A 24,755-nucleotide genomic window follows, 5' to 3' on the forward strand; every position below is an offset into this window, starting at 1 on the left:
TTGCCAGCGATGGCGTCATCAGCGGCAGCACAAATTTACTTGTGAGCCACCTTCACCACCCCAGGCTTCAACACCAACCACAACGCCGCCGCAATCAACACCCCGCCATACACATGCGCCATCGACAGCGGTTCATCGAGAAGCAGAGCCCCCCACAACACCCCGAACGGCGGGATCAGGAAGGTCGTGGTCATCGACCTCACCGGCCCGACCGAGCTGAGCAAACGGAAGTAAATGATGTACGCAAGCGCGGTACACACCAACCCCAATCCCAGCAATGACAACCAGACATTCCAGCCGCCCCAGCTTGCCGGCGGCTGGCTGATCACGCTGTAGCCGAACAACGGCAGCAGAAACAGCGTGGCGCCGAGCATGCTGCCCAGCGCAGACAAACGGCTGTCCAGGCCACCGGCCTGATCCAGCCAGCGGCGAGCGAGGAATCCGGCGAAACCATAACAGGTGGTGGCGAGCAGGCAGGCGAGGGCGCCCATCAACAATTGCAGGTCGAATGCGACCGGGCCCGCACGGGTCAGCACACCAACGCCAAACAATCCGAGGAACACCCCGCCGAGCTTGGCGGCGGTGAGTCTTTCATGGAAGAACAACCCCCCGATCAGCACGCCCATCAGCGGTGTAGTGGCGTTGAAAATGGCCGAGTACCCGGCCGGCAGCACCTGGGCGGCCACGGAATACAGGGTTGCCGGAATCCCGGAGTTGATCACCCCGAGCAGCATCACGGTCTTGAGTTTGCCTTTGAAATCCCAGCTGATGCGCATCAGCCCGAGGATCAGCAACAGGCCGGTAGCGGCAATCGACACGCGGAAAAAGGCCGTGGGAATCGTGCCAATCACCGGGGCGATGATGCGCATGAACAAAAAGCTCGCACCCCAGATGGCCGCCAGTGACAGTAAACGGACAATATCGACGGGGTTCACGGTGCTCTCCTTCCTTGATCGGGACGAGAGTGTTGCCGAGTGCCTGATCGATGGCAACCGGAAAACGGGCAAATAACCCGCGCGCAAAATTACTCTTCTCCTGCACCCGCTTCACTGGCTAAGCTCAGGGCTCACGAATTCCCGTAGAGGTCTCACCATGCCGCAGCAATGGCCAGCCGCCGACATCGCCCGCCTGATCCTCGATGGCTTTGACGATTACCGCGAGCATTTCCGCCAGATCACCGACGGCGCCCGGGCCCGCTTCGAGCAGGCCAAGTGGCAGGAGACGCAGTCGGCGTCGGCGGCGCGGATCAATCTCTACGAAGAAAAGGTCAGTGAAACGGTGGCGCGCCTGCACACCGCCTTTGACACCGACACGCTGGACGTCAGTTGCTGGCCGCTGGTCAAGAGCGCATACATCACCTTGATCGACCTGCGCTTCGACGATGAATTGTCCGAGACCTGGTACAACTCGATTTTCTGCGGGCTGTTCAGCCATGACCTGATCAGCGACGGCTGCATGTTCATCCACACCACGCGGCCAAGCCTGCGCCGGGCCCGCGCCGCGCAAACCCGCACCTACAAACCCCAGGGGCAGCTGTCGGGCATGCTGGCGAGCATCTTTGCCGATTATCGCTTCAGCGAGGAGTACGCCGACCTGCCAGGCGACCTGCGCCGCCTTGAAGCGCAACTGCGCGAGAACCTGCCGGACTGGGTGTGCAAGGACCCGCAGCTCAGCGTCGAACTGTTTTCCTCGGTGCTCTACCGCAACAAGGGCGCCTACCTGGTGGGGCGCATCTACACCGCCGATGAACAATGGCCGCTGGCGATCCCGCTGCTGCACCTCGAGGGGCGGGGCATCCAGATCGATGCACTGATCACCGACGAAGCCGACGTGTCGATCATCTTCTCCTTCACCCGTTCGTATTTCATGGTGGATGTGCCGGTGCCGGCGGAGTTCATCGGCTTCCTCAAGCGTATTTTGCCTGGTAAGCACATCGCCGAGCTGTACACCTCGATCGGTTTCTACAAGCATGGCAAGTCCGAGTTCTACCGGGCGCTGATCAACCACCTGGCCAGCACTGACGACCAGTTCATCATGGCCCCCGGCGTGCGCGGCATGGTCATGAGCGTGTTCACCCTGCCGGGTTTCAACACCGTGTTCAAAATCATCAAGGACCGTTTCTCGCCGTCGAAAAACGTCGACCGCGCCACGGTGATCGAGAAGTACCGGCTGGTGAAGAGCGTCGATCGTGTCGGGCGCATGGCCGACACCCAGGAGTTCGCCGACTTCCGCTTCCCGCTGGGCAAGTTCGACCCGGCGTGCCTGGAGGAACTGCTGGAAGTCGCGCCGTCCACGGTGTCGGTGGAAGGCGACACGGTGCTGATCCGTCACTGCTGGACCGAGCGGCGGATGACGCCGCTGAACCTGTACCTGGAAAACGCCAGCCCGGCGCAGGTGCGCGAAGCCCTGGAGGATTACGGCCTGGCGATCAAGCAACTGGCGGCGGCGAACATCTTTCCCGGTGACATGCTGCTGAAGAACTTCGGCGTCACGCGACATGGGCGGGTGGTGTTTTATGACTATGACGAGATCTGCTTCCTGACCGAAGCCAACTTCCGACACATCCCGCAACCGCGTACGCCGGAAGATGAAATGGCGTCCGAGCCGTGGTATTCGATCGGGCCGCTGGATGTGTTTCCCGAGGAGTTTCCGCCGTTTCTCTTTGCCGATTCCGGGCAGCGCAAGTTGTTCGATCAACTGCATGGCGAGCTTTATAACGCCGATTACTGGAAAAGCCTGCAAGAGGCTATTCGCGCCGGCAAGGTGATCGATGTGTTCCCGTATCGCCGCAAAGATCACGATAGCGAGTAACCCTCCTTGCTGATGCTGATCGTTCCCACGCTCTGCGTGGGAATGCAGCCCGGGACGCTCCGCGTCCCAAGAGCGGACGCAGAGCGTCCGTTGAGGCATTCCCACGCAGAGCGTGGGAACGATCACATGTCGGCGCAAATCTGCGACAATCCCCGACCTGCGCCACTAGACGACTGAATTGCGTACCCGATGACCGACGAATCGCCCTCCATCGACAAACTGCTGAAAAACCTCGATCACGCCATGCTCGCCGACCGCCACCGGCTGCGGCGGCAGTTGCTTGAGCTGCGCAAGAAACCCGACGAGGCCAAGCTGGCCCAGTGGGTGGCGCGGATGCAGGCGTCCTGTGACCAGGTGCTGGCCCGCAAGGCCAGCCTGCCGGTGATTCGTTACGACGACAGCCTGCCGATCGCCGCCAAGCGCGACGAAATCAAGAAGGCCCTGCAACAGCATCAAGTGCTGATCATTGCCGGCGAAACCGGGTCGGGTAAAACCACCCAACTGCCGAAGATCTGCCTGGAAATCGGCCGCGGCCAGCATGGCCTGATCGGCCACACCCAACCGCGCCGAATCGCCGCGCGCAGCGTAGCGGCCCGGGTGGCCGAAGAGCTCGGCACGCCGTTGGGCGCCCTGGTCGGTTATCAGGTGCGGTTCGAGGATCAGAGCGATTCCAATACCCTGATCAAGTTGATGACCGACGGCATCCTGCTGGCGGAAACCCAGAACGACCGTTATCTGGAACGCTACGACACCATCATTGTCGACGAAGCCCACGAACGCAGCCTTAACATCGACTTCCTGCTCGGCTACCTGAAAACCCTGTTGCCGCGTCGTCCGGACCTGAAGGTCATCATCACGTCGGCGACCATCGACCTGGAGCGCTTCTCCAAGCATTTCGATGACGCGCCGATTGTCGAAGTCTCCGGTCGCACCTTCCCGGTGGACACCTGGTACCGCCCGCTGACCCTGGAACAGGACGAGGAGGGCAACCGGGTCGAAGACGACCTGACGGTGGACCAGGCGATCCTCGCCACCCTCGACGAAATCGCCGCCTATGAGCGCAGCGAGCGCCGCAGCCCCGGTGACGTGCTGGTGTTCTTGCCCGGCGAGCGCGAGATTCGCGACGCCGCCGACATGCTGCGCAAGGCCCAGCTCAAGCACACCGAGATTCTGCCGTTGTACGCGCGCCTGTCGCCGGCCGAGCAGCAGCGGATTTTCCAGTCGCACCCGGGCCGTCGCGTGGTGCTGGCGACCAACGTCGCGGAAACCTCGCTGACCGTGCCGGGCATCCGTTACGTGATCGACAGCGGCACTGCGCGCATCAGTCGCTACAGCTACCGCGCCAAGGTCCAGCGCCTGCCCATCGAAGCCATTTCCCAGGCCAGCGCCAACCAGCGCAAAGGCCGATGCGGACGGGTCGAGCCGGGCATCTGTGTGCGCCTGTACAGCGAAGAGGATTTCCTCGGGCGCCCGGAATTCACCGATCCGGAAATCCTGCGCACCAACCTGGCCGCCGTTATCTTGCAGATGCTGCACCTGCGCCTCGGCGAGATCACCGCGTTCCCGTTTATCGAACCGCCGGACGGCAAGGCGATCAGCGACGGTTTCAATCTGCTGCAAGAACTCTCGGCAGTGGACCGCAACAGCCAATTGACCCCCCTCGGTCGCCAATTGGCGCGGCTGCCGGTGGACCCGCGTATGGGCCGCATGCTGCTGGAAGCGGCGAAGCTCGGCAGCCTGCAGGAAGTGCTGATCGTCGCCAGCGCCATGTCGATCCAGGACCCGCGCGAACGTCCTCCAGAGCGCCAGCAAGCAGCGGATCAGGCCCATGCGCAATGGAAAGATGCCGACTCGGACTTCGCCGGGCTGGTCAACCTGTGGCGCGGTTTCGAAGAACAGCGCCAGGCGCTGACGGCCAGCCCGCTGCGCAACTGGTGTCGCAAGAATTTCCTGAATTACCTGCGTCTGCGCGAGTGGCGTGATTCCCATCGCCAATTGAGCCTGATCTGCCGCGACATGCAGTTGAGCCTCAACAAAGAGCCGGCGGACTATCCGAAGCTGCATAAAGCGGTGCTGGTGGGGTTGTTGAGCCAGATCGGGCAGAAAACCGAAGAAGGCGATTACCTCGGAGCGCGTCAGCGACGTTTCTGGATTCACCCCTCGTCGGGTATCGGCAAGAAGCGCCCGCAATGGCTGATGACCGCTGAACTGGTGGAAACCACCAAGCTGTATGCACGGATGGTGGCCAAGATCGATGCCGACTGGATCGAGCCGCTGGCCGGGCACCTGATCAAGAAAAACCACTTCGAGCCCCATTGGGAGAAGAAGCGTGGCCAGGTCGTGGCCTTCGAGCAGATCACCCTGTTCGGGCTGATCGTGGTCGGCCGCCGGCCGGTGCACTACGGTCCGGTCGATCCGGTGGTGTCCCGTGAACTGTTCATCCGTGAAGCCTTGGTGCGTGGCGAGATTCAGTCGAAAGCCAAGTGCCTGACGGCCAACAAGCAGTTGCTTGAACAACTCGACGAACTGGAAGCCAAGGCCCGTCGCCGGGACATCCTGGCTGACGAAGAAACCCTCTACGCCTTCTACGATGCGCGCCTTCCGGCAGAGATCCACCAGACCGCGACCTTCGACAGCTGGTACCGGATCAACAGCCAGAAAGACCCGCAACTGCTGATCATGCGCGAAGAAGACGTGCTGGCCCGCGAGGCCAGTGAAGTCACCGCCCAGCATTATCCAGACACGCTGCACATCGGCGATCTGGAACTGGCCCTGAGCTACCACTTCGAACCGAACCACCCGCGTGACGGCGTGACCCTGCGTGTGCCGGCACCGCTGTTGCCGATGCTGCCGCCGGAACGCCTGGAGTGGCTGGTGCCAGGGGTGATCGAAGCCAAGTGCATCGCGCTGGTGCGCAACCTGCCCAAGGCCTTGCGCAAGAATTTCGTGCCGGTGCCGGATTTCGTCAAGGCCGCGTTGCAGCGCATGACCTTTGCCGAAGGCTCGTTGCCCCAGGCCCTGGGTCGCGAGTTGTTGCGCATGACCGGCGCCCGTGTCAGCGATGAAGCCTGGAGCGAGGCGGCCCAGCAGGTCGAAAGCCATCTGCGGATGAACCTGGAAATCGTCGACGCCCAGGGCAAGTTCCTCGGTGAAGGGCGCGACCTGGCCGAGCTGACGGCGCGTTTCGCCGAGGCCAGCCAGGCCGCCCTGGCCGTGCCGCAAACCGCGAAAAGCCAGCAGCCGGTCGAGCCGAAAGTGTTCGCCGCCGTCGCCGAGAAAACCCAGCAGAAGATCGCCGGCCTGTCGATGACGGTCTATCCGGCACTGGTGGAAGAGGCGGGGACGGTCAAGGAAGGACGTTTCTCGACGCCGGCCGAAGCCGAGTTTCAGCATCGCCGCGCCTTGCAGCGCTTGCTGATGCAGCAACTGGCGGAACCGGCGAAGTTCCTGCGCGGCAAGTTGCCGGGCCTGACCGAAATGGGCCTGCTGTATCGCGACCTGGGGCGTGTCGATGCGCTGGTCGAAGACATTCTGTTGGCCAGCCTCGACAGCTGCATCCTCGAGGGTGAAGACCCCTTGCCACGCGACGGTGCCGGCCTGGCATCGCTGGCTGAACGAAAGCGCGGTGCCTGGACCGAACATGCCGAGCGCGTGGCCCGGCTGACCCTGGAAATCCTCAAGCACTGGCACGGCCTGCAAAAACGCTTCAAGGGCAAGATCGACCTGGCGCAAGCCGTGGCCCTGAACGACATCAAGCAGCAGCTCAGCCATCTGGTGTATCCGGGGTTTGTCCGGGAAACGCCGATGCAGTGGCTCAAGGAACTGCCGCGCTACCTCAAGGCCATCGAACAGCGTTTCGAAAAAATCGGCGCCCAGGTGCAACGGGATCGGGTCTGGAGCGGCGAGTTGTCCGGCCTCTGGACGCAGTACCAGACCCGCGCCAACAAACACGCCCAGGAAGGCAAGCGCGATCCGCAGCTGGAGCTGTACCGCTGGTTGCTGGAGGAGTACCGGGTTTCGCTATTTGCCCAGCAACTGGGGACCAAGGTGCCGATCTCCGACAAGCGCCTGAGCAAGCAGTGGAGCCAGGTCGAGCCGTAGGCCCGAGGCTGGTGCAATACCTTGTGGGAGCGGGCTTGCCCGCGAAGGCGTCAGCACATCCAACATTGATGTGAAAGACACGCCGCTTTCGCGGGCAAGCCCGCTCCCACAGGTCAGGTGTTGTGTCAGTGGGTGTTTGCTCCAGCAAAAGGGGCGAAAACCCAAGGTTTATGGCAAACTTCGCGCCTATAAACACCGGCCCCGCGGTTTTGAGCCTTCGCCGCTGCTGGCAGGTCGGGATCAAGCGATGCCAGGTTTGCGTCCCCAGGATGGGAATAGACCCTTTGTGTATTGGCACGACTGTACCAATACTTTCTGCCTGAACAGATTAGAGACACGACCATGCATAACGTCGTCATCAGCGGCACCGGCCTGTACACCCCGGCCAACAGCATCTCCAACGAAGAGCTGGTGCAGTCTTTCAATGCTTATGTAGCTCAGTTCAACACCGACAACGCCCAGGCCATCGCACGCGGTGAAGTTGAGGCGTTGACCGAGTCCAGCGCAGCGTTCATCGAGAAAGCCTCCGGTATCAAAAGCCGCTTTGTCATGGACAAGGAAGGTATTCTCGACCCGCAACGCATGGCGCCACGCTTGCCGGAGCGTTCCAACGACGAATGGTCGGTGCTTTGCCAGATGGCCATCGGCGCCGCCGAACAAGCCTTGCAACGCGCGGGCAAGACTGCCGCGGACATCGACGGCGTGATCGTCGCCTGCTCTAACCTGCAACGCGCCTACCCGGCCATTGCCATCGAAGTCCAGGAAGCGCTGGGCATCCAGGGTTTCGGTTTCGACATGAACGTGGCGTGCTCCTCGGCCACCTTCGGCATCCAGGCCGCGGCCAACAGCGTCCAGCTGGGCCAGGCCCGGGCGATCCTGATGGTCAACCCGGAAGTCTGCACCGGTCACCTGAACTTCCGCGACCGCGACAGCCACTTCATCTTCGGCGATGCCGCGACCGCGGTGATCATCGAGCGCGCTGACCTGGCCACTTCCAGTCACCAGTTCGACATTGTCAGCACCAAGCTGCTGACCAAGTTCTCCAACAACATCCGCAACAACTTCGGCTTCCTCAACCGCGCGGCGGAAGAGGGCGTCGGTGCCAAGGACAAGTTGTTCGTGCAGGAAGGCCGCAAGGTGTTCAAGGAAGTCTGCCCGATGGTCGCCGAGCTGATCGCTGCGCATCTTGAAGAGAATCAACTCAACGTCGGCGACGTGAAGCGCTTCTGGCTGCACCAGGCCAACCTCAGCATGAACCACCTGATCGTCAGGAAGCTGCTGGGCCGTGAAGCCACCGAGCAGGAAGCGCCGGTGATTCTCGATACCTATGCCAACACCAGTTCGGCAGGTTCGGTGATTGCGTTCCACAAGCACCAGGACGACCTGGCCGCCGGCTCGCTGGCGGTGCTCAGCTCGTTCGGCGCCGGTTATTCGATCGGTAGCGTGCTGTTGCGCAAACGCTGATTTCGCAACTGAAAGATCGCAGCCTGCGGCAGCTCCTACAGGGGATTACTTAACCCTGTAGGAGCTGCCGCAGGCTGCGATCTTTTTTTTGCGCAGAAAAAACTCGCGTTGCCGTATCGGACGGATGATGGGGACCGATACGGCAACGCGAGTGTGTAAAAGCGACTCAGGCGTCCATGCTGGAGTCGTGCAGCGGGGGCATCAGAACTTCGCTTCGGCATCCAGTTGCAGGGTGTTGATGTCGGAGTCTTTCAGGTTGACGCTGGCGTTGGTGTAGTCGGAGTTCGCCATGAAGTACGTCGCACCCAGGGTGAAGTTCTTGTCGAGCTCGTAGCTGACTTTCAGCTTGCTGCCGCGCGAACCGGTGAAGCCGTTGGCGAAGTCGGAGTCGGTGAAGGCACCCACCACCGCGTTCTGCTGCACGTCGCGGTAGTTGTAGTCCAGGCCGAAGCCGTAGATCTTGGTCTTGACGCCGGCCAGCCAGCCAGTGTCCTGATCGTTGCTGGCTTCGGCGTTGTGCACGTACTGGCCGTACAGCGACAGCGGCATCGGCAGGCCGCCGATGTCGATCTGGCTGAAACCTTCCCACAGACGGAACTCTTCGCCCGGGCTGTTACCGTTGACGGCCAGTGCGCATGGCGTGGTGGTGGCGGTGCAGACGCTGTCTTCGTCGTTGTCGTAGTTGTAGAGGCTGCCGCCCACGGTCATTTTCAGGTTGTCGGTAATGGCAAAGCGCGCACCCAACTGGCCAGCGTACAGACGCAGGTCGTGCTTGAACTGCACGCCATCGCCGTCGACGTTGTCCTTGAGGGTGTAGTGACCGGCACTACCGAACAGTTCGGTGTTGCCCAGCGGGTATTTGTAAGTCAGGGCCAGGCCTTCCGGGTTGACGTCGCTATCCCAGATGATGTCGCCCATGCTCACCCATGGCTGCAGCATCTTGCCGCCGATCACGTGCAGGTTCTTGATGGCGTCGGGGTGGTAATCGACGTAACCCAGGTCCAGCCAGATCTGCTTCTTGTCGAAGTAGTTGTTCAGGTCCTGGTTGGTGGAGCGAGCGTCGTCGCTGCTGCCGGTGGCAATACGGATGCCGGTGTCCACTTGCGGGTTGATTTCGCTGTACGCACCCAGGCGGGCACGAATGCGCTGGCGATCCTGGTCCTTGTTGTTGGAAACGCCATCGTTGTGGACGTTCTCCTGACGGAAACGCACGTCGCCCTTGAATTGGGTCTTGGCCGCCCACGCCAGTTTCTGGTCGAAGGTGCTCAGCTCATTGGTTTTCTTCGCGGTGGCCGCGATCTGCTCGTTGGTTTCTTGCTGGGCCTGACGAGCGATTTGCTGGTCTTTCTGATCCCGTGCCAGCTCGGCTTGCAGTTCGGTGTACTGGGCGTTGGTAATCGAGCCGTTAGCCTTGAGCATGTCGAGCAGTTTGGCGTCGACTGCAGCGCTGGCAGGAACACTCATGGCCAGCAACAGGCCGCCACACAAGGCCGCCGCAGTTTTCGTGGAAGCAAGACGCATATCAATCTCCGAAGATGAGAGTGGATGGCTGAACCATCCTGGGCACAACCGACCATGGGGTGGACGGAAAACAGTGGCCGGATATAACCCGGCGCTCTAAAAACAGGCGCCAGTATCGCGATGGTTTATTACAGTGCGGTGGCAATGTGATGGCATGTCTGTGACGATGCACAGTCGTTGCGAACTATTGATCTAGAGCGCTGTCGTCGAAATGCCCGTGTGCAAAGCACACCGATAGGCGATACTCGCGGGGCTTTCACACCATGAAGAGTGAGGATGGTGATGCCGTTGCAACGCCTGCAAAACCTGTCGGAAATCGACCCGCAAACGTGGGACGCGCTGGTACCCGAGAATCAGCCCTTTCTGCGTCACGGGTTTCTCGGCGCGATGGAAGACAGTGGCAGTGTCGGTTCCCATTCCGGCTGGCAACCCGAACATTTGCTGCACGTCGAAGGCGATCGGCTGCTGGCTGCGATGCCCAGCTACCGCAAGTGGCATTCCTACGGCGAGTATGTGTTCGATCACGCCTGGGCCGATGCCTGCGAGCGCGCAGGCATCGACTACTACCCCAAACTGCTGACTGCCGTGCCGTTCAGCCCGGTCAGCGGCCCGCGCTTGCTGGCGGCCAGGGTCGAAGACGGTTTCGAACTGCTCAAGAGCCTGCCGGGCTACCTGGAGATCGAACAACTCTCCAGCGCCCATATCAACTTCAGCGATCCGTTCACCGACGCCGCACTGGCCGAACAACCTGGCTGGCTGCAACGCATCGGCTGCCAGTACCACTGGCAGAACCGCGGCTATCGGGACTTCCAGGATTTTCTCGACGTACTCAGTTCGCGCAAACGCAAGCAGATGCGCAAGGAACGCGAGCAAGTGGCCGGGCAGGGGATCGAATTCGAATGGCTCGAAGGCCGGCAAATGACCGAGGCACAGTGGGATTTTGTCTATGCCTGCTACGCGAACACTTACGCGGTTCGCCGGCAGCGACCTTATCTGACGCGGGAATTTTTCAGCCTGCTGGCCGAACGTATGCCGCAGGCGATTCGAGTGGTGTTGGCCAAACAAGGCTCACGCCCGGTGGCGATGGCCTTCAGCCTGGTCGGGGGCGACAGTTTCTACGGTCGTTATTGGGGCTGCCTGGCGGAGTTCGACCGCCTGCATTTCGAGACCTGTTTCTACCAGGGCATGGACTACGCGATTGCCAACGGTTACCAGCGTTTCGATGCCGGCGCCCAGGGCGAACACAAGTTGATTCGCGGGTTCGAACCGGTGATCACCCATTCCTGGCACTACCTGCGCCATCCCGGGTTAAAGGCTGCGGTCAAGGATTTCCTGCGCCAGGAACGCCTCGGCGTACTGGCCTACGCCGAGGACGCGAGGACGGCCTTGCCCTATCGCCAAACCTGAACATCGCACCGTTTCCTGTGGGAGCAAGCCTGCTCGCGAAGGCGGTCTATCAGCCGACAAATGTGTTGTCTGACACTCCGTCTTCGCGAGCAGGCTCGCTCCCACAAAGGTTCCGGTGATGCTCAGTCGATCCCGACAAACCCACCCGTCTGGTGCTGCCACAACCGCGCATACAAACCGCCATGGGCCAGCAGTTCGGCGTGCGTGCCGGTTTCGGCGATCCTGCCATTTTCCAGCACCACCAGCCGGTCCATCCGGGCGATGGTCGAGAGCCGGTGGGCGATGGCGATCACGGTCTTGCCCTGCATCAGGGTCTCGAGGCTTTCCTGGATCGCGGCTTCGACCTCCGAATCCAGGGCCGACGTCGCTTCGTCCATGATCAGGATTGGCGCGTCCTTGAGCAGCACGCGGGCGATGGCGATGCGCTGGCGCTGGCCGCCGGAAAGCTTCACCCCGCGCTCCCCGACGTGGGCATCGAAACCGCTACGTCCTTCAGCGTCCGACAACAGCGGGATGAACCCGTCCGCCCGGGCCTTGTGCACCGCTTCCCAGAGCTCGGCATCGGTGGCGTCGGGCTTGCCGTAGAGCAGGTTGTCGCGGATCGAGCGATGCAGCAGGGAGGTGTCCTGGGTAATCATGCCGATGCGTTCGCGCAGGCTTTCCTGGCTGACGTCGGCGATGTTCTGGCCATCGATGAGGATGCGTCCGCCTTCCACGTCATACAGGCGCAGCAGCAGGTTCACCAGGGTCGATTTACCCGCACCGGACGGACCGATCAAGCCGATCTTTTCGCCAGGCTTGATGGTCAGGTCGAGGCCGCCGATGATCCCGCTCTGCTTGCCATAGTGGAAGTCGACGTCTTCGAAGCGTACCTCGCCACGGGCCACGGCCAGGGGTTTGGCCTGGTCGCGGTCGGTCACGCTGACCGGTTGCGAGATGCTCTGCAGGCCATCCTGGACCATGCCGATGTTTTCGAAGATGCCGGTGACCACCCACATGATCCAGCCGGACATGTTGACGATGCGGATCACCAGCCCGGTTGCGAGTGCAATGGCGCCCACGGTGATCAGCGACTGCGTCCACAGCCACAGGGCCAGGCCGGTGGTGCTGACGATCAGCAGGCCGTTCATGCTGGTGATGACCACGTCCATGCTGGTGACGACACGGCCGGCCAGTTGGGCTTTTTCGGTTTGTTCCTTGATCGCTTCGCGGGCGTACTGCTGCTCGAAGTTGGTGTGGGCAAACAGCTTCAGGGTGGTGATGTTGGTGTAGCCGTCGACGATCCGCCCCATGAGTTTGGAGCGCGCATCGGAGGCCACCACCGAGCGATCCTTGACCCGTGGCACGAAGTAGTAGAGCGCGCTGATGAAGGCGATGATCCAGGTCAGCAGCGGGATCATCAGGCGCCAGTCGGCTTCGGCGAACAGCACCAGCGAGCTGATGGCGTAGATCAGCACGTGCCACAGCGCATCCACCGCCTGCACCGCCGAATCGCGCAGGGAGTTGCCCGTCTGCATGATGCGCTGGGCGATGCGCCCGGCGAAGTCGTTCTGGAAGAAATTCAGGCTCTGCTTGAGCACGTAGCTGTGGTTCTGCCAGCGGATCAGGCTGGTCATGCTGGGACTGAGGGTCTGGTGCACCAACAGGTCATGCAGGCCGACGAAAACCGGGCGCAGGACCAGTGCTACCACCACCATCCAGGTCAATTCAACGCCGTGTTCCTTGAAGAAGTCGGCGTTGGGGGTGCCCTGGGCCAGGTCGATGATGCGGCTCAGGTAACTGAACAGCGCCACTTCAATCAGTGCGCCGACCAGGCCGACGATCAGCAGGGCGGCAAAACTGGGCCAGACCTGCTTGAGGTAATAGGTATAGAAAGGCAAGACCCGATCTGGCGGTGCAGCTGTCGGGGCATCGCGGAAGACGTCGATCAGTTTTTCGAAGCGGCGATAAAGCATTGGTTATTCACCCGCGAACGGGCTCTCCTTCAACGGTTTGAGCGTTGCCGGCAACACCGGCAACAGCTCGGACATCCTTGTCCAGCTTAGTCTCAGTCGATGCGCTTGGCCGACTTGATGAACACAGGGTCCGCAGGCACATCCTTCATGCCGCTACGTACGGTGGTTGGCGAGTTGACGATGATGTCCACCACGTCCATGCCCTTGACCACCTTGCCGAATACCGCGTAGCCATCACCTTGGTCGAGGAAATCGTTGTCCTTGACGTTGATGAAGAACTGGCTGGTGGCCGAGTCAGGTACCGAGGTACGTGCCATGGACAGGGTGCCACGAACGTTGACCAGGCCGTTCTTGTGCTCGTTCTTGATCGGCGCCTTGGTTTCCTTTTGCTGCATTTGTTGGGTGAAACCGCCGCCCTGGACCATGAAGCCCGGAATCACGCGGTGAAAAATCGTGTTGTTGTAGAAGCCGCTGTCAACGTACTCAAGGAAGTTCTTGGTGCTGATCGGGGCCTTGACCGGGTCCAGTTCGATTTCGATCTGGCCGTTGGTGGTCTCCAGTAGCACGTGCGGCGCCTTGGCAGGCGTTGCCGCCATCAGGTTGGCGGCAAACAGAACGGAGCCAGCGGCGAGGGCGATTTTTTTCAGCATGGGTCAGTGATCCTGATGGGTGGTGTCGACTGCGGCGAGAAACTCGAGCAGCGTCTGGTTGAAGCGTTCGGGCTGGTCCAGCGGGGTGGCGTGACGTGAATCTTCGATCACTGCCAGCCGCGCATTCGGCAGCAGCCTGACGTAGTTTTCCTTCAGCGCGACCGGCGTGTAGTCGCGGTCGGCGCTGACGATCAGGGTTGGACAGGTGACCTTCGAAAGTCGTTCCTGAACCCCCCAGCCAACAATGGCATCGAAGCTTGCGAGATAAGCATGTTTGTCGTTTTTTGCCCAGCGTTCGGCCATCTTTTGTCGCAAATCGGCCTGCCCGGGTTTGGGGAACAGCTTGGCGCCCAGGGCTTTGCCGATGCTGTGAAGGCTCAATACCCGCATCAGGCTCCAGCGCTTGAACCACTGCCAGTAATCGTCGCGGCTGCGCAACTTGACCTCGGGCGCGCTATTGACGATGCACAGGCTCTTGAGCAATTGCGGCTGGTCCACGCCCAGTTGAAAGCCGATCATGCCGCCCATCGACAACCCTACGTAATGGGCGGGCCCCAGGTTCAGGTGCTCCATCAGCGCCACCAGGTCGGCGCTGAACCCGGCGATGCTGTAGCGCTCGCGGGGTTTGTCGGAGCGCCCGTGGCCGCGCACATCCGGGACGATCACCCGGTAGAGGGCGGCCAGCGTCGGGATCTGTTCTTCCCAGTCCAGGGTACTGGAACCCAGGCCGTGGACCAGCAGCAACGGCGTGCCGTGGCCATATTCCTCATAGTGCAGGTTGCAACCTTCGTGTTCGAAATAGGCCATGCATTACCTCCGTGTCAGGCTTGTTCTGGGGCGGCGAACGGTGCGTCCAGTGGTGCAGTGTCGAACGTGCGCAGCAGCTCGACAAGAATCTGCGTCGCCGGGCCGAGCGGTTTGTCCTTGTTCGAATACAGGTAAAAACTCGGGTTGCGGCTGCCACCCTGGTCCAACGGTAGCAGCTTGAGCGTACCTTCCTTGAGTTCCCGTTCGATCATGTGCCGGGGCAACCAGGCAAACCCCAGGCCGCTGCCGACGAAGGTGGCGGCGGTGGCCAGGCTGCCGACGGTCCAGCGTTGTTCGGCGCCGAGCCAGCCGACGTCCCGTGGTTGCTGGCGCCCGGAGTCGCGGATGACCACTTGCAAGTGACTTTCCAGGTCCTGGAAATTCAGTTCGCGATTGAGGCGGTGCAGGGGGTGTTCCGGATGGGCGACCGCGACGAACTCGACGTCGCTCAATTCCGCGCCCAGGTAACCTGGAATGCTGAAACTGCTGATGGCCAGGTCGGCCACGCCTTCGAGCAGGACCTCTTCCACGCCGGACAGCACCTCTTCACGCAGGCGCACGCGGCAGCCGCGGCTTTGCGGCATGAACGCGGTCAGCGCGCGCACCAGGCGGGCGCTCGGGTACGCGGCATCGACCACCAGGCGCACTTCGGCTTCCCAGCCTTGCTCCATGTGATGGGCCAGGTCTTCGAGCTGGCTGGCCTGTTTCACCAGTTGCCGGGAGCGGCGCAACAACACGCCGCCAGCCTCGGTGAGTACCGCTTTGCGCCCGTCGATGCGCAGCAACGGCACGCCGAGCTGGTCCTGCATGCGCGCCACGGTGTAGCTGACCGACGATTGCGAGCGGTGCAGCGCTTCGGCGGCCTGGGCGAAGCCGCCGTGGTCGACCACGGCTTGAAGCGTTCGCCATTGATCAAGGGTCACGCGGGGCGCTTTCATGATGGGCTCCTGTTGTCCTAAGCTGCGCAGTTCTTATTGGAGACTGCTGAATGAAAAAAATTTTTAGCCTGTTACTGGCGATGTTGCCGTTGACTGCGTTTGCTTACCCGATCGACGTCCAGAAAGAGCTCAATGGACTGAAGATCGACTACACCACCTACGCCTCCGATTACGACATGGGCTCGATCACCGTGAACAACTACGGCGACACCGCTGCCGAATGCTCGGTAGTGTTTCGCAACGGTCCTGAATCGCCCAAGACCCGCCGGGTCAATCTGGACGCGGGTAAAAGCGCGGATCTTTCAGCCAAGTTCAACCGCAAGATCATCAAGCTGTACATCAGCATGACCTGCAAACCGAAATGACATCCAGCGGAGCATGCCAATCGCCGATGCTCCGCTTATAAACGAATTTCTTGATCGGTTGTAGCAGTTATTTGCGCTTTTTCATCGATATGACTCTGTATAACCTTCACTCCATCGACTTACAGCATTCTCAGATGGAGCCTACAAGCCATGTCCCGCGTTCTGATCATCGAAAGCAGTGCCCGTCAGCAAGACTCGGTTTCCCGTCAACTGACCCAGACCTTCATCAGCCAATGGCAAGCCGCGCACCCGGGCGATCAGATCACCGTGCGTGACCTGGCAGTCAACCCGGTGCCACACCTGGACAGCAACTTGTTGGGCGGCTGGATGAAACCCGCCGATCAGCGCAGCGACATCGAACAGCTTTCCCTGGAGCGCTCCAACCAGCTGACCGACGAGTTGCTCGCCGCCGACGTGCTGGTGATGGCAGCGCCCATGTACAACTTCGCCATCCCGAGCACCCTCAAGGCCTGGCTTGACCATGTGCTGCGTGCCGGCGTGACCTTCAAGTACACCGAAACCGGCCCGCAGGGTTTGCTCAGTGGCAAGCGCGCCTATGTACTGACCGCTCGCGGCGGGATCTACGCCGGCAGCACCGCTGACCATCAGGAACCCTACCTGCGCCAGGTCATGGGCTTCATCGGCATCCACGACGTGACGTTCATTCACGCCGAAGGCATGAACCTGGGCGGCGACTTCCAGGAGAAAGGCCTGAACCAGGCGAACGCCAAGCTTTCCCAGGTGGCCTGAGCCGTTAATCGCCAGATAATCACCGGATGTTCTAGTGACCTGGCGCGTTACCCTTCAAGCCTGCACGCGCATCGAACCTCCCTTTGCACTTGTTGCTCCTGAGTGCTCTTGCCCGATTGAACGCTTTAGCGAGATCGGGCTTTTTTTTGCCTGGGTTTTTGTATCGTTTGACTGTTCGCGATAACCGGCAAAACCCGTTATCTTCGCCGGCATTCATAACGAGGCGAGCATGGGCTATCTACTTTTTGTCACGCTGATCCAGGCGTTTTCCTTCAGTCTGATCGGCGAGTACCTGGCAGGTCACGTCGACAGTTACTTCGCGGTGCTGATACGCGTGCTGCTGGCGGGGCTGGTGTTCATCCCGCTGACCCGCTGGCGTTCGGTGGAACCGGCGTTCATGCGCGGCATGCTGCTGATCGGCGCACTGCAGTTCGGTGTGACCTACGTCTGCCTGTACCTGAGCTTTCGCGTGCTGACGGTCCCGGAAGTGCTGCTGTTCACCATCCTCACGCCACTGCACGTGACCCTGATCGAAGACGCGTTGAACCGTCGCTTCAATCCCTGGGCCCTGATCGCGGCACTGGTGGCGGTGGCGGGGGCGGCGGTGATTCGCTTCGACCGGATCAACCCGGACTTCTTCATGGGTTTCCTGCTGCTGCAACTGGCCAACTTCACCTACGCCGCCGGGCAAGTGCTGTACAAACATCTGGTCGCGCGCCATCCGAGCGACTTGCCGCATTACCGGCGTTTTGGCTATTTCTACCTGGGCGCATTGGCGGTGGCGTTGCCGGCGTTCCTGCTGTTTGGCAAACAGAACTTCCTGCCTGAAGCAGCGTTGCAATGGGGCGTGCTGCTGTTCCTCGGGCTGGTCTCGACCGCGCTGGGGTTGTACTGGTGGAACAAAGGTGCGTGCCTGGTGAATGGCGGGACGCTGGCGGTGATGAACAACCTGCATGTGCCGGTGGGGTTGTTGATCAATCTGTTGATCTGGAATCAGCATGAGGAACTGGGGCGGTTGTTGCTCGGTGGTTCGGTGATCTTGATGGCGGTGTGGATCAGTCGGTTGGGTGTACGCCAACCAGCAGTCGCCTGAATGCCGTCGATATCGCCAGTCAGGCCGCCAAAGAGGGGCTGATCAATATCGAGAGCGATCAACCGTTGTATCCCGCTTCTACGATCATGTTGGTGCTCTGTTTCTTTAAGCCATGCGACGGGCACTCGCAAATCTAAATCAGTGGTCGCGCAAATTACCTGGATATAAAAGGGTGTCCGGTTTCATTGAACCACTACACCAAATGATCTTGGTTTGAGTACAAAAGGGCCCTATTGGGCTCTTTTGTATGGGTTAGTCCCCTAAATCCATTACCTACTGGCTAATCATGTCGATTCTGCGCACTGAATTACGCATTGTTCGGTAGAGCAGCATCCAGCGATCAATACGCTAATACGTCCAGCAAGTCTTTCACCTCAGCTAGCGCTGGGGCATGCGCTCCGGCATGACGGCAAGATATGGATGCACAGGCTGCCGAAAAACGTAAACGATCCATCAAATCGGTTATACCCAGCACATCGGCAGCCAGCCAACCACCCATGCAGGCGTCTCCTGCCCCGACAGTGTCAGCGACGTCCACAGGAATCGCTGGCTGCTCATGTTGGCTGTCCGGCGTGTGCAGAATCATTCCGTGCTCACCGCGAGTAAAAAGAATGTGTGCCAGAGGATTTAGGGCCCGTATCTCGTCTATCGCCTGATTTTCGGTGAGCCCTGGGTAGATTTGCCTGATGTCTTCGTCAGAAAGCTTAATCATATCGGCTAAGACGGTCATCGTTGGGAAGGTTTGCTCCCGGTAATGACTGTCCATCAAGTTACGCCAGTTGGGGTCATAGCTGATCCGCTTACCTGCAGCTTTTGTATGCTGAGCGAGTTTTACCAGTCGGTCTCCCAACGGCTGACGAGCCAAGCTGATACAGCTGAAATGGCAAACTTCAACCTGGTCTTCCCATCCTTGTGGCATCAGAGCTGGATCAAAGGACAGGTCGGCTTCACCGGCAAAAAAGTATCTTGGAGGATGACTCGAAGGAACGATGGCAACCAGGGGATCTCGGTTTACGCGTTGTATAAACCTCATGTCCAGGCCTGCCAATTCAGACTGCCGAACAATCTCGTCGCCCAGGGAGTCGGTGCTGATAGATCCTGCGAAGGCGCTGCTGATACCCAGGCGACTTAGTGTACGTGCAACATTCCAGGGAGCTCCGCCTGGATAGCCCTGCCATTCTCCGGGCGAGCTTTGGACAAGGTCGGTCAGCGCTTCACCAAATACAATTGCGCGCGGCAATGCCATCATCATTTCCTCAGTTTGTTTTTGTAGGGATAGCGGCTGACGATTCATCATCGATGAATGATCACTGGCTTAATGCGCCTTGGTGAAAGGAAGGGATTGATGGGCACCGTCTCGATTAAACAACGTCATCGCAGTTCCGCGACGGTACTCGCTCGGTGTCTGTCCCATTTCGATGCGAAAGTGCCTGTTGAAGTTAGACAGGTTTTCATAGCCAACCTCAAAGCAGATGTCGGCCACTGACCTCTCTGTTTGCAGCAACAGTCTGCAGGCGCGCTGAACCCTGAGCTTGCGCATGAGATCTATGAAGCCGTGGCCGGTAACCCTTTTAAAGAAGCGCGAAAAACCTGGTTCGCTCATCTCCAACTGGTGGGCGATAACTGAAAGGCGGACATCACCTGTTAATTCAGTCAGCAGGTAGTCAAATGCCCTGTTGATTCTTTCGGAGCTGCGGGCGTCCAGCTTTGGCGTGTAAAAGGCGCTGGCGAGCATGTGAACGTTTCGGCCAGGCGCTTTGATGAGCGTGTTGATCAATTGTAAAAACAGAATCAGACGCTCGAGACCTTGAGCCGGGCCGATCTCCTCTAACAGTCGCGCAGCCTCTACAGCTGTTGCGCCTGTGAACTCAAGGCCACGACGAGCATTTTCAAAAAGGTGTTGAAGTTCGCCCAACTCAGGCAGCGTACCCCGTAAGGCAAGGATCGCCGCGCCATCAAACTGCAGTACCACATCGCGTCCCGGGAGAAACTCACCGGGTGCCACATCACCTATCCAGTCGTGTGGAAGATCGGGGCCGATCAGCGCAACATGACCTGCACCGAATGCACCTATGTAGTCGCCTGCAACCAGCTTGCCGCTTCCTTTGCGAATCAAATGAACTTCAAATTCAGGATGATGGTTCCAGCGAGCCAGGGAGTAGGGGTAGTCGTGTTCATACCAGCGAAAGAAATGATCAGGCTCGGGGAGAATTACCTCCAACTCGGCGGGTCGCTGCTCAAACAGGGCTGTTCGGTTCTCAGGCATGTCATGCCCCTTTTATAGTTATTTTTCTTCGTACACGGCCAACATACGCCTTCTTGGTGGGCACGTGCTACCTCGCGTATTGCGCAAGACTGATACTTTTTTGATCGCGTGCTTGATCCGATTTATCGGTTAAAAAAGTATCAGTCAAGCGTCCGTTATGCGTTTGTCTGGGGGTTTTTTAGCTGCTGTAATCAAGTCGTCCAATCATTGTGGGTCAGGTGCATTTGACCAGTGGTGGTTAACAACAAAAATAATAGCTCCCGTCGTCCAAGGCGCGGAGCGGAGAGCACTACGATGAAAATCCCGAAAGCGCTTTTCCTTTCCGCTGGCCTGTCCTTCGCCTTTCTTAGTCAAGCCGCCGAAACAGTGACCATTGCCACTGTGAACAATGGCGACATGATCCGCATGCAGCGGCTCTCCAAAATTTTTGAACAGCAGCATCCCGATGTGAAGCTCAATTGGGTGGTGCTGGAAGAAAACGTTCTGCGTCAGCGCCTGACTACCGATATCGCCACTCAAGGTGGCCAGTTCGACGTGCTGACTATTGGCACCTACGAAACACCGTTGTGGGGATCCAAAAGCTGGCTGGAACCTATCACTGGACTGTCCCCGGAGTACGACCTGGAGGACATATTTCCTTCCGTCCGTCAGGGGGTGTCGGTCAACAATACGCTTTACGCATTGCCGTTCTATGGCGAAAGCACCATCACGTATTACCGCAAAGATCTGTTCAAGGACGCAGGCTTGAGCATGCCGGAGCATCCGACCTGGACACAGCTCGGTGAGTTTGCCTCCAAGCTGCACCAGCCCGATAAAGGCCAGTACGGCATGTGCCTGCGTGGCAAAGCTGGGTGGGGAGAAAACATCGCTCTGCTCAGCACTATGGCCAATGCTTTCGGGGCTCGTTGGTTCGATGAAAAATGGCAGCCCGAATTAACCAGCCCAGAGTGGACAGCTGCCGGGCAATTCTATGTTGATACCCTCAAGAAGTATGGGCCGCCAGGCGTATCGAGTAATGGTTTCAACGAAACCCTAGCCCTCTTCAACAGTGGTAAATGCGCGATCTGGGTGGATGCCAGTGTCGCGGGCTCGTTTACTACCGATAAAGAGCAGAGCAAGGTTGTCGACAGTGTGGGCTTTGCTCCTGCACCTATCGAGGTGACCGACAAAGGTTCGTCGTGGCTGTATGCATGGTCGCTGGCGATACCGGCAACCTCCAAACACAAAGACACCGCAAAAGCCTTTATCACCTGGGCAACGTCGAAAGAATACATTCAGTTGGTTGCTGAAAAAGATGGTGTCACCCATGTCCCGCCTGGTACTCGGCAATCTACTTACAACGAGGCCTACTTGAGGGCTGCGCCTTTCGCGCAGGTGACGTTGCAGATGATGCAGAACGCCGATCCTGCACATCCTTCGATCAAGCCTGTTCCTTACGTTGGAATCCAGTACGTCACCATTCCCGAGTTCCAGGCGATAGGCACTTCCGTGGGGAAATTGTTTTCGGCCGCTCTCACGGGGCAGATGTCAGTCGATCAAGCACTCGCAGCAGCACAGACCTCCACCGAACGTGAGATGAAGCGCGCCGGTTACCCGAAGTAATCGAACGCCTTAATGGCTCGGGGGCATTGGCCTCGGGCACACCCGCACCCAATCGGTTCTGAACGCTATGAATATTACAACCGCCAAAGCTCATACGGACGTTCTCCACCCCCAGCGCAAAAGCCGCGTGGCCAACCCTGGCTGGTTTTTGGTCAGCCCCTCGGTCGCTCTGTTGTTGCTGTGGATGCTCGTGCCGCTGGGCATGACCGTCTACTTTTCGCTGATTCGCTACAACCTGCTCAATCCGGGTGAAAACGAGTTCGTCGGGCTGGAAAACTTCACCTACTTCCTGACTGATTCCGGGTTCCTGCCTGGCGCCACCAACACCTTATTGCTGGTGGGCAGCGTGCTGCTGATTAGCGTGGTGCTCGGCGTGCTGATCAGCGCCCTGCTGGAGGCCAGCGAGTTTCTCGGGCGCGGCATCGTGCGGGTGCTGCTGATCTCGCCGTTCTTCATCATGCCCACCGTTGGCGCGTTGATCTGGAAGAACCTGATTTTCCATCCGGTGTCGGGGATTCTCGCCTACGTCTGGAAACTGTTCGGTGCGCAACCGGTGGACTGGCTAGCGCACTACCCGCTGCTGTCGATCATCATCATTGTCTCGTGGCAATGGCTGCCCTTCGCGATCCTGATCCTGATGACCGCCATGCAGTCGCTGGATCAGGAGCAGAAGGAAGCCGCACGCCTCGATGGCGCCGGGCCCATTGCGATCTTCTGGCACCTGACGTTGCCGCACCTGGCGCGACCGATTGCAGTGGTGGTGATGATCGAAACCATCTTCCTGCTCTCGGTGTTCGCCGAAATCTTCACCACCACCAACGGCGGCCCCGGCTACGCCTCGACCAACCTCGCCTACCTGATCTACAACCAGGCGCTGGTGCAGTTCGACGTCGGCATGGCGTCGGCGGGCGGCTTGATCGCGGTGGTGATCGCCAACGTCGCGGCCATCGTGCTGGTGCGCATGATCGGCAAAAACCTGACTGACAAAGCCTGAGGCCCGCGCCATGACCCTTCAACAATCCCGTCGTCTGCAAAGCCTGCTGCTGGGCACCCTGGCCTGGGCCATCGCGATCCTGATCTTCTTCCCGATCTTCTGGATGGTGCTGACCAGTTTCAAGACCGAAATCGATGCGTTCGCCACGCCGCCGCAGTTCATCTTCACCCCGACGCTGGAAAACTACCTGCACATCAACGAGCGCAGCGACTACGCAAGTTTCGCCTGGAACTCAGTGGTGATTTCGTTCAGTGCCACGGCCCTGTGCCTGCTGATCGCGGTGCCGGCAGCCTACTCCATGGCGTTCTACGAAACCCAGCGCACCAAAGGCACGCTGCTGTGGATGCTGTCGACCAAGATGCTGCCGCCGGTGGGCGTACTGATGCCGATCTACCTGCTGGCCAAGAGTTTCGGCCTGCTGGATACGCGCATCGCACTGATCGTGATCTACACGTTGATCAACCTGCCGATCGTGGTCTGGATGATTTACACCTACTTCAAGGACATTCCGAAAGACATCCTCGAAGCCGCCCGCCTGGACGGCGCGACGCTGTGGCAGGAAATGGTTCGGGTGCTGCTGCCGATTGCCAAGGGCGGCCTGGCCTCGACTGTACTGCTGTCGCTGATCCTGTGCTGGAACGAAGCCTTCTGGTCGCTGAACCTGACCTCATCGAAAGCCGCGCCACTGACCGCGTTGATCGCCTCGTATTCAAGCCCCGAAGGGTTGTTCTGGGCCAAGTTGTCGGCGGTGTCGACCCTGGCCTGTGCGCCGATCCTTATCTTCGGCTGGATCAGCCAGAAACAACTGGTGCGTGGACTGTCGTTCGGCGCCGTCAAGTAACCAATGGTTTTTTGCGAGCGCGAATTCAAGGTTCGTGCGCATTGATACAAACACAGCGGGGATTCATTTCATGGCCACTCTGAAAATAAAAAACCTGAAGAAAGGCTTCGAAGGTCTGTCCATCATCAAGGGCATTGATCTCGTTGTTCGCGATAAAGAGTTCGTAGTGTTCGTTGGCCCATCGGGCTGCGGTAAATCTACATTGCTAAGGTTGATCGCCGGCTTGGAGGAGGTCACCAGCGGCACTATTGAACTGGATGGTCGAGACATCACAGAGGTCAGCCCGGCCAAACGCGATCTGGCAACGGTTTTTCAAACTTATGCCTTGTACCCGCACATGACGGTGCGCAAGAACATGTCCTTCGCACTGGATCTCGCGGGTGACAACAAGCAGGACGTCGAACGCAAGATCACTGAGGCGGCACGAATCCTGGAACTGGAGCGCCTGCTTGAGCGTAAGCCAAAGCAGCTTTCCGGAGGTCAGCGCCAACGCGTCGCTATCGGTCGCGCAATTGTTCGCAATCCCAAGATTTTCTTGTTCGACGAGCCGTTGTCTAACCTCGACGCGGCCCTGCGTGTGCAGATGCGCTTGGAGCTATCCCGGCTGCACAAGGAGTTGCAGGCGACCATGATCTACGTGACTCATGACCAGGTCGAAGCCATGACGCTCGCCACGAAGGTAGTGGTTCTTAATGGGGGGCGCATTGAGCAGATTGGCGCACCCCTTGAGCTTTATCACCAGCCCGCGAATCTGTTTGTAGCCGGATTTTTGGGCACCCCAAAAATGGGCTTCCTCAAAGCCAAGGTGGTTTCCAACAATCATCAAGGGGTGGAGGTCGAATTGGCATCTGGGCGGAGCCTGCTCATTCCTCGCGACGCAAGCTCTCTGTCCGTGGGCAGTGAAGTGACCGTAGGCATACGTCCCGAGCACCTAAGCATAAATGATCAAGGCCAACTGCCCATCGTCACTGATGTAACTGAACGCCTGGGTAGCGACACCTTCTGTCACGTCGTCGCCAAGTCCGGCGAAGCACTCACCGTGCGAGTAAATGGCGACTGTGATGTTGCTTATGGAGAACATCGGTGGGTTGCGCTGGATGTTATGCATTGCCATTTGTTCGATGAGCACGGGAAAGCTGTCGGGCCGTTAAAACGTCTCGCTGCCTGACTTTTACGCCACTCCAATGCCC

19 protein-coding genes are annotated in these 24,755 nt (G+C 59.4%); 11 read left to right on the forward strand and 8 right to left on the reverse strand.

The window, feature by feature from the left end:
• Positions 1 to 35 precede the first annotated feature (35 nt).
• Entirely contained in the window at positions 36 to 935 is a 900-nt protein-coding gene (locus tag OH720_RS07325) for a DMT family transporter (RefSeq protein ID WP_272605077.1), read from the reverse strand.
• A 157-nt stretch (positions 936 to 1,092) separates the two neighbouring features.
• Between OH720_RS07325 and aceK the strand changes: the two genes are divergently transcribed.
• The 3 genes from aceK to OH720_RS07340 all read left to right on the forward strand — a co-directional run bounded on the left by aceK (position 1,093) and on the right by OH720_RS07340 (position 8,376).
• The gene (gene aceK / locus OH720_RS07330; protein WP_272605078.1) at positions 1,093 to 2,811 is read left to right on the forward strand and encodes a bifunctional isocitrate dehydrogenase kinase/phosphatase; all 1,719 of its coding nucleotides are present in this window, start codon (positions 1,093 to 1,095) and stop codon (positions 2,809 to 2,811) included.
• Between the two features lie 189 nt (positions 2,812 to 3,000).
• Positions 3,001 to 6,912, forward strand: coding sequence for an ATP-dependent RNA helicase HrpA (gene hrpA, locus OH720_RS07335; protein ID WP_272605079.1), 3,912 nt, complete (start codon positions 3,001 to 3,003; stop codon positions 6,910 to 6,912).
• Positions 6,913 to 7,254: 342 nt separating this feature from the next.
• The gene (locus tag OH720_RS07340; protein ID WP_272605080.1) at positions 7,255 to 8,376 is read left to right on the forward strand and encodes a beta-ketoacyl-ACP synthase III; all 1,122 of its coding nucleotides are present in this window, start codon (positions 7,255 to 7,257) and stop codon (positions 8,374 to 8,376) included.
• Positions 8,377 to 8,577: 201 nt separating this feature from the next.
• Here the strand turns inward: OH720_RS07340 and OH720_RS07345 are convergent, their stop codons facing one another.
• Positions 8,578 to 9,897: a putative porin gene (locus tag OH720_RS07345; protein ID WP_180202909.1), complete on the reverse strand. Its 1,320-nt coding sequence runs from the start codon at positions 9,895 to 9,897 to the stop codon at positions 8,578 to 8,580.
• Positions 9,898 to 10,179: 282 nt separating this feature from the next.
• Between OH720_RS07345 and OH720_RS07350 the strand changes: the two genes are divergently transcribed.
• A complete protein-coding gene (locus OH720_RS07350; protein ID WP_272605081.1) occupies positions 10,180 to 11,304 on the forward strand; it encodes a GNAT family N-acetyltransferase in 1,125 nt (374 codons plus the stop codon).
• Between the two features lie 122 nt (positions 11,305 to 11,426).
• On the opposite strand, the gene OH720_RS07355 is transcribed toward OH720_RS07350, so the two are convergent.
• From OH720_RS07355 to OH720_RS07370, 4 genes are all read right to left on the reverse strand, one after another.
• Positions 11,427 to 13,259, reverse strand: coding sequence for an ABC transporter ATP-binding protein (locus OH720_RS07355; RefSeq protein ID WP_008060090.1), 1,833 nt, complete (start codon positions 13,257 to 13,259; stop codon positions 11,427 to 11,429).
• Between the two features lie 92 nt (positions 13,260 to 13,351).
• Positions 13,352 to 13,909 carry a peptidylprolyl isomerase gene (locus tag OH720_RS07360; protein WP_046816816.1) on the reverse strand — a complete coding sequence of 186 codons (558 nt, stop codon included), beginning with the start codon at positions 13,907 to 13,909 and terminating at the stop codon, positions 13,352 to 13,354.
• 3 nt (positions 13,910 to 13,912) lie between these two features.
• A complete protein-coding gene (locus OH720_RS07365) occupies positions 13,913 to 14,716 on the reverse strand; it encodes an alpha/beta fold hydrolase (protein ID WP_272605082.1) in 804 nt (267 codons plus the stop codon).
• Between the two features lie 14 nt (positions 14,717 to 14,730).
• The gene (locus OH720_RS07370) at positions 14,731 to 15,654 is read right to left on the reverse strand and encodes a LysR family transcriptional regulator (RefSeq protein ID WP_008060097.1); all 924 of its coding nucleotides are present in this window, start codon (positions 15,652 to 15,654) and stop codon (positions 14,731 to 14,733) included.
• 50 nt (positions 15,655 to 15,704) lie between these two features.
• On the opposite strand from OH720_RS07370, the gene OH720_RS07375 reads away from it, so the two are divergent.
• The 3 genes from OH720_RS07375 to OH720_RS07385 all read left to right on the forward strand — a co-directional run bounded on the left by OH720_RS07375 (position 15,705) and on the right by OH720_RS07385 (position 17,862).
• Positions 15,705 to 16,019 (forward strand): 3-phosphoglycerate kinase, encoded by a 315-nt coding sequence (locus OH720_RS07375; protein WP_272605083.1) that lies wholly within the window; start codon positions 15,705 to 15,707, stop codon positions 16,017 to 16,019.
• A 150-nt stretch (positions 16,020 to 16,169) separates the two neighbouring features.
• A complete protein-coding gene (locus tag OH720_RS07380; protein WP_272605084.1) occupies positions 16,170 to 16,769 on the forward strand; it encodes an FMN-dependent NADH-azoreductase in 600 nt (199 codons plus the stop codon).
• Between the two features lie 229 nt (positions 16,770 to 16,998).
• Positions 16,999 to 17,862, forward strand: coding sequence for a carboxylate/amino acid/amine transporter (locus OH720_RS07385; protein ID WP_272605085.1), 864 nt, complete (start codon positions 16,999 to 17,001; stop codon positions 17,860 to 17,862).
• 340 nt (positions 17,863 to 18,202) lie between these two features.
• On the opposite strand, the gene OH720_RS07390 is transcribed toward OH720_RS07385, so the two are convergent.
• Both OH720_RS07390 and OH720_RS07395 read right to left on the reverse strand, forming a co-directional pair.
• Complete coding sequence (locus OH720_RS07390; protein WP_272606410.1) at positions 18,203 to 19,108, reverse strand: carbohydrate kinase family protein; 906 nt, start codon at positions 19,106 to 19,108, stop codon at positions 18,203 to 18,205.
• A gap of 69 nt (positions 19,109 to 19,177) precedes the next feature.
• Complete coding sequence (locus OH720_RS07395) at positions 19,178 to 20,128, reverse strand: AraC family transcriptional regulator (RefSeq protein ID WP_272605086.1); 951 nt, start codon at positions 20,126 to 20,128, stop codon at positions 19,178 to 19,180.
• A 294-nt stretch (positions 20,129 to 20,422) separates the two neighbouring features.
• On the opposite strand from OH720_RS07395, the gene OH720_RS07400 reads away from it, so the two are divergent.
• From OH720_RS07400 to OH720_RS07415, 4 genes are all read left to right on the forward strand, one after another.
• Entirely contained in the window at positions 20,423 to 21,730 is a 1,308-nt protein-coding gene (locus OH720_RS07400) for an ABC transporter substrate-binding protein (protein ID WP_272605087.1), read from the forward strand.
• Between the two features lie 67 nt (positions 21,731 to 21,797).
• Positions 21,798 to 22,724, forward strand: a complete 927-nt coding sequence (locus tag OH720_RS07405) for a carbohydrate ABC transporter permease (RefSeq protein WP_272605088.1) — start codon at positions 21,798 to 21,800, stop codon at positions 22,722 to 22,724.
• A 10-nt stretch (positions 22,725 to 22,734) separates the two neighbouring features.
• The gene (locus OH720_RS07410) at positions 22,735 to 23,565 is read left to right on the forward strand and encodes a carbohydrate ABC transporter permease (protein WP_272605089.1); all 831 of its coding nucleotides are present in this window, start codon (positions 22,735 to 22,737) and stop codon (positions 23,563 to 23,565) included.
• Between the two features lie 70 nt (positions 23,566 to 23,635).
• Positions 23,636 to 24,733: an ABC transporter ATP-binding protein gene (locus OH720_RS07415; RefSeq protein ID WP_272605090.1), complete on the forward strand. Its 1,098-nt coding sequence runs from the start codon at positions 23,636 to 23,638 to the stop codon at positions 24,731 to 24,733.
• Positions 24,734 to 24,755: the final 22 nt, after the last annotated feature.

The organism is Pseudomonas sp. WJP1 (assembly GCF_028471945.1).
In the GTDB taxonomy this organism is placed as follows: Bacteria; Pseudomonadota; Gammaproteobacteria; order Pseudomonadales; family Pseudomonadaceae; genus Aquipseudomonas.